The following is a 4,010-nucleotide window of genomic DNA, read 5'->3' on the forward strand; positions in this document are numbered from 1 at the left end:
ATCCACTGCCGCCGTCCGTCACCTCGCGGCTCTCGCGGGCCGCACGCCGGCGTTCGGCGGCGACCACCCGCAGACCGGCGCCGGCCACTCCCGCGACAAGCGTCAACGAGATCACCACCAGCAGGCCGTGCACGTGCCGGCCGGGTGCCGGCCAGATCGCGGCGACCACCGTCACGACCACGGCGGCGGCCAGGCCGACGGACACGACGAACGGCGCGGACCCGCGGCCTGTGACAATGACGCTCTTCATGGACACTCCTCGCAGACGCTCCCCACGGCTCCACGTCCCGCCCGCGCCACCGGCGTCGGATGGGTCCGGGTTCCATGATTGTTGTGATTCTGATGCTGTCCCGGCAGCATCAGAATCACAACGCAACAGCGTTGCCGACTTGCCGACTTGCCGCGTTGCCGCGGGACGGTGAAGACGCGCGGGCCGGTGTCAGTCGACCCACTGGCCCTGGGTGAAGGCGACGGCGAAGGCCGCCATCACCGGGGCCGACAGCCAGATGTACACCGGGCGCACCCATGGCCGGCGCGTCACGACGCGTCCGAGCAGCAGGTAGACCGGGAATGCCACCAGCATCGTCCGGATGCCCGAGGCGTAGTAGTTCGAGCAGCTCATCAGCAGCGTGGCGCCGCCGACGAAGGTGGCCTCGCCGAAACGGGCCGAGCGCAGGAGCGCCACGGTCACCACGACCCCGACGACGACCGCGGCCACCTCGCCGCGCCAGAACCAGGTGAAGGCCGACGACTGGGACGTGTCGAAGGCCGAGCGCCAGCTCGCCCGCCAGCCCTCCCACGGCCAGTCGACCCACCGGTGCCAGCCGTCCCGCATGGCCTGCGTGTAGGCGTCCCAGTGGCCGGTGCGCGTCCGCAGGTAGGTGACGAAGGCGAGGACGGGCAGTGGCGGCAGGGCGAGCGCGAGCCCCGCCGGCGCGAACACCGGCAGTCCCGCGCGCCGCCGGCTGACCACGTACTGGACGGCCAGCGCCAGGCAGAAGGGGATACCGGTGACCCGGGTGGACGCGGCGCCCGCGCCGAGCAGACCCGCCAGCCACCAGCGCTGCCGGCGCGCCGCGAGCCAGGACGTGGTGGCGAAACCGAGAAAGACCGCCTCGGAGTACGCGGCGCACAGGAACACCGCGTACGGGAACAGCACGACGGCGACGACCGCGAAATCCGCGCCCCGCCGGTCAGGCCCGCCCCGCCCGTCCGGTGCCGACCACCCACCCGGCGCGTCCTGCACGCTCGGTGCGCTGTTTCGGCCTGTCGCGGCTGTCCGGCCTGTCGCGGCTGTCCGGCCTGTCGCGGCTGTCCGGCCTGTCGCGGCTGTCCGGTCTCTGATATCCGTCCGGCCCCTGACATCTGTCCGGTGCCCGGGCCGCAGTGGTGTCCGGCGCGCTGTCGCGCCGTCCGCTCGTGTCCGGTCGTCCATCTGCATCTGCCAGATGGCCGCCACGGCCGCGGCCCCGGCCACGAACGAGACCACCATCCCGGCGAAGGTCCAGTCCGGGACGACCAGGTGTGCCAGGCGTATCGCGAGCGGGAATCCGGGGAAGTCCACCTCGGTGCGGTCGGTGTACTCCGGCGAGACGTAGCCGAACCGCGCGACCTTGGTGAACAGGCCGACGTCCCAGCGGTCCCACAACGTGTTCAGCCCCGGCAGCTGCGCGAGCGGATGGCCGGAGAGCGCCCGGGACGCGGCCAGCGAGAGCACGATCACCGCGATCCGGCTGGCGGCCCACACCGGCAGAGTGGCCTGGACGGCCAGCGGCAGCCGGCCCCAGCACGACCGGACGACGCCCACCGTGCCGGCGGTGCCCACCCCGGCGGTGCGCGGGCCGTCCTGTGGGCCGTCCTGTGGGCTGCTATCCCGGCTGGTACCCGGGCTGGTACCCGGACTGGTACCCGGGCTGGTATCCGGGCCGGTATGGCCTGATCCGGCGACGCCTGATCCAGCGGTACTCGCTCCGGTCTGGCCCGCTCCGGTCGGCTCCGCTCCGGTACGGCCCGGCCCGGCAGGATCCGCCAGCGGGCCATCCGGTGCCGGTGTCACGGGCTGGTACCCGCGGTGGACGGTCCGCCTCGCCGCCCACCGCCGGCCATCGAACGGTGGGGAGACATCCGGTAGCCGTCCCGGCGCGCGTCCCGGCCGGCATCCGCGGTGGCTCCGGCGACGGCCTGCGCCGGGACGGCCGTACGGCGCCGGCCACGACGGTCCGGGACGCCATCGAGAACGCCGCCGGCCGGGTCGTCCGCCCCGGTCGCGCGGACCACGTCCAGCTCCGGTCGCAGGATCTCGCGGATGACCAGCCCGGCCAGCACGCACAGCATGAGATCGCGGATGGCGACAGCGCCCACGAACCAGCCGCGGCCGATCCCGTGCGCTGCGTTGGTGTCGTTGTAGACGAAGTGCAGGAACCGGGTGAGCAGCACGTACGCCTCGCTGGCCTGCCAGGCGAGGAACGCCGGCCAGCGCGGCCTGGCCAGCGCCGCCAGCGGTACCAGCCACAGCGTGTACTGCGGGGAGAAGACCTTGTTGGTCACCAGGAAGGCGACGACGGTGAGGAACAGCAGCGCCGGCAGCCGCGGCCGCCGCGGCGCGAACCAGCCGAGCGCCGCGATGCCGACCAGCAGCGTCCCGAGAGCGATCATCGAGACGACGTTGAGGGTGCCGGTGGGGATCCCGTCGTCCCGGACGCTGCCGAGCACCTTCGGGACCGCGACCACGACCAGCAGCCAGCTCACCAGCCCGGCCAGCGCAATCGGTAGCCGCCGCGCCGGCCAGCGCGCGGCGGCCGCGAAACCCGCCGCCACCAGCAGCAGGCCGGCCAGCAGCATGGCGATCAGATGCAGCGGCCCGAACGCCCGGGGCGAGAAGGAGCCGGCCAGCCAGGTCGCTGCGAACGCCAGGGAGTCCCAGTCCGGGCCCCGCTGCGAGTTCAGGTCGACGAAGCGCAGCATCGCGTTCGTGGCCCCGCCGGGAGCATGGCCGTCGAGCAGCGCGAGCCAGTCGCCACCGGCCCGGAACGTCGTCCAGATGCTGTCGCCGGTGCGCTGGTCCTCGGTGAAGTAGCCGGCGATCAGCCACAGCGGCACCCACACGGCCGCGGCGGTCACGACCGTCGCCGCCATGGTCCGCACGAAGGCCCGGCCCCGGCCCGCGCGCAGGGCCAGCACAGCCAGCGGCAGCAGGAACAGCAGCGGGTAGAACTTGGTCGCCGCCCCGAGCCCGAACAGGATGCCGGCGAGCACGGGCGCGCGGCGTGACCAGGCCAGCAGTCCGGCGGCGGCGAACGTGACCGCGACGATGTCCCAGTTGGTCAGCAGATGCAGCACCAGGGCGGGGGCGAGGGCGAACAGGGCCGCGTCCCATACCCGGGCCCGGCCCGCCGCCAGCGCCGTACAGAAGACCGCCACGCAGGTCATGACCAGGAACAGCAGGGCCGTGACGTCGTAGAAGACGGCGGTGCGCTGGTCGATGGTGTAGCCGGCCAGCACCTGCCTGCCGTCCTCGTTCCGGTACACCGGCTGCGACGGCGAGGCGACGCCGGCGACCGACGACGCGAACTGCATGACCGCGCCGATCAGCGGCGGGTACTCGGTCGGGTAGTCGAGGAAGGGGCGCTTGCCCGTGGCCAGGCCTTCCTGGCCGTAGAGGGCGACCACGTCGGAGTAGCACATCCGCGTGTACTGGTACTCGTCCGACCAGTTGCGGGTGTCCCGGCAGGGCAGCTTCTGCGCGTACGCGAGGACGCAGGCGAGGATGGTGAACGCCATGAGCATCCGCAGCGGCGTCCACCAGCTCCGGCTGGCGCCGATGCGGGCGTGATCGCCCGGCGGGCCGCCGACGAGCATGCTGGCACCGGCGACCACCGGGTCCTCCCGGGACGGGCAGACCGGGGTGACGAGTGCCGCCCGCGGCGAGCGCTCGCCACCCGTCCCGGCCGCCAGCGGCCGCACGGTCATCCGCGGGCCCACCGGGACCGCCCGGCAGCCCACCGCGGCAT

At 73.4% G+C, this 4,010-nt stretch carries 2 protein-coding genes and 1 pseudogene; all 3 read right to left on the reverse strand.

Annotation, left to right across the window (positions count from 1 at the left end; translation table 11 throughout):
- Nucleotides 1–250 (reverse strand): annotated as a pseudogene (locus tag NBX02_RS22645) (hypothetical protein); the annotation flags it as partial.
- 189 nt (nucleotides 251–439) lie between these two features.
- A complete protein-coding gene (locus NBX02_RS22650) occupies nucleotides 440–1,807 on the reverse strand; it encodes a hypothetical protein (protein ID WP_250293071.1) in 1,368 nt (455 codons plus the stop codon).
- Nucleotides 1,808–2,052: 245 nt separating this feature from the next.
- The coding region (locus NBX02_RS22655; RefSeq protein ID WP_445548590.1) for a glycosyltransferase family 87 protein at nucleotides 2,053–4,010 on the reverse strand (1,958 nt) is incomplete at its 5' end.

This window comes from Protofrankia sp. CiP1_Cm_nod1 (assembly GCF_920888515.1).
Classification (GTDB): domain Bacteria; phylum Actinomycetota; class Actinomycetes; order Frankiales; family Frankiaceae; genus Protofrankia.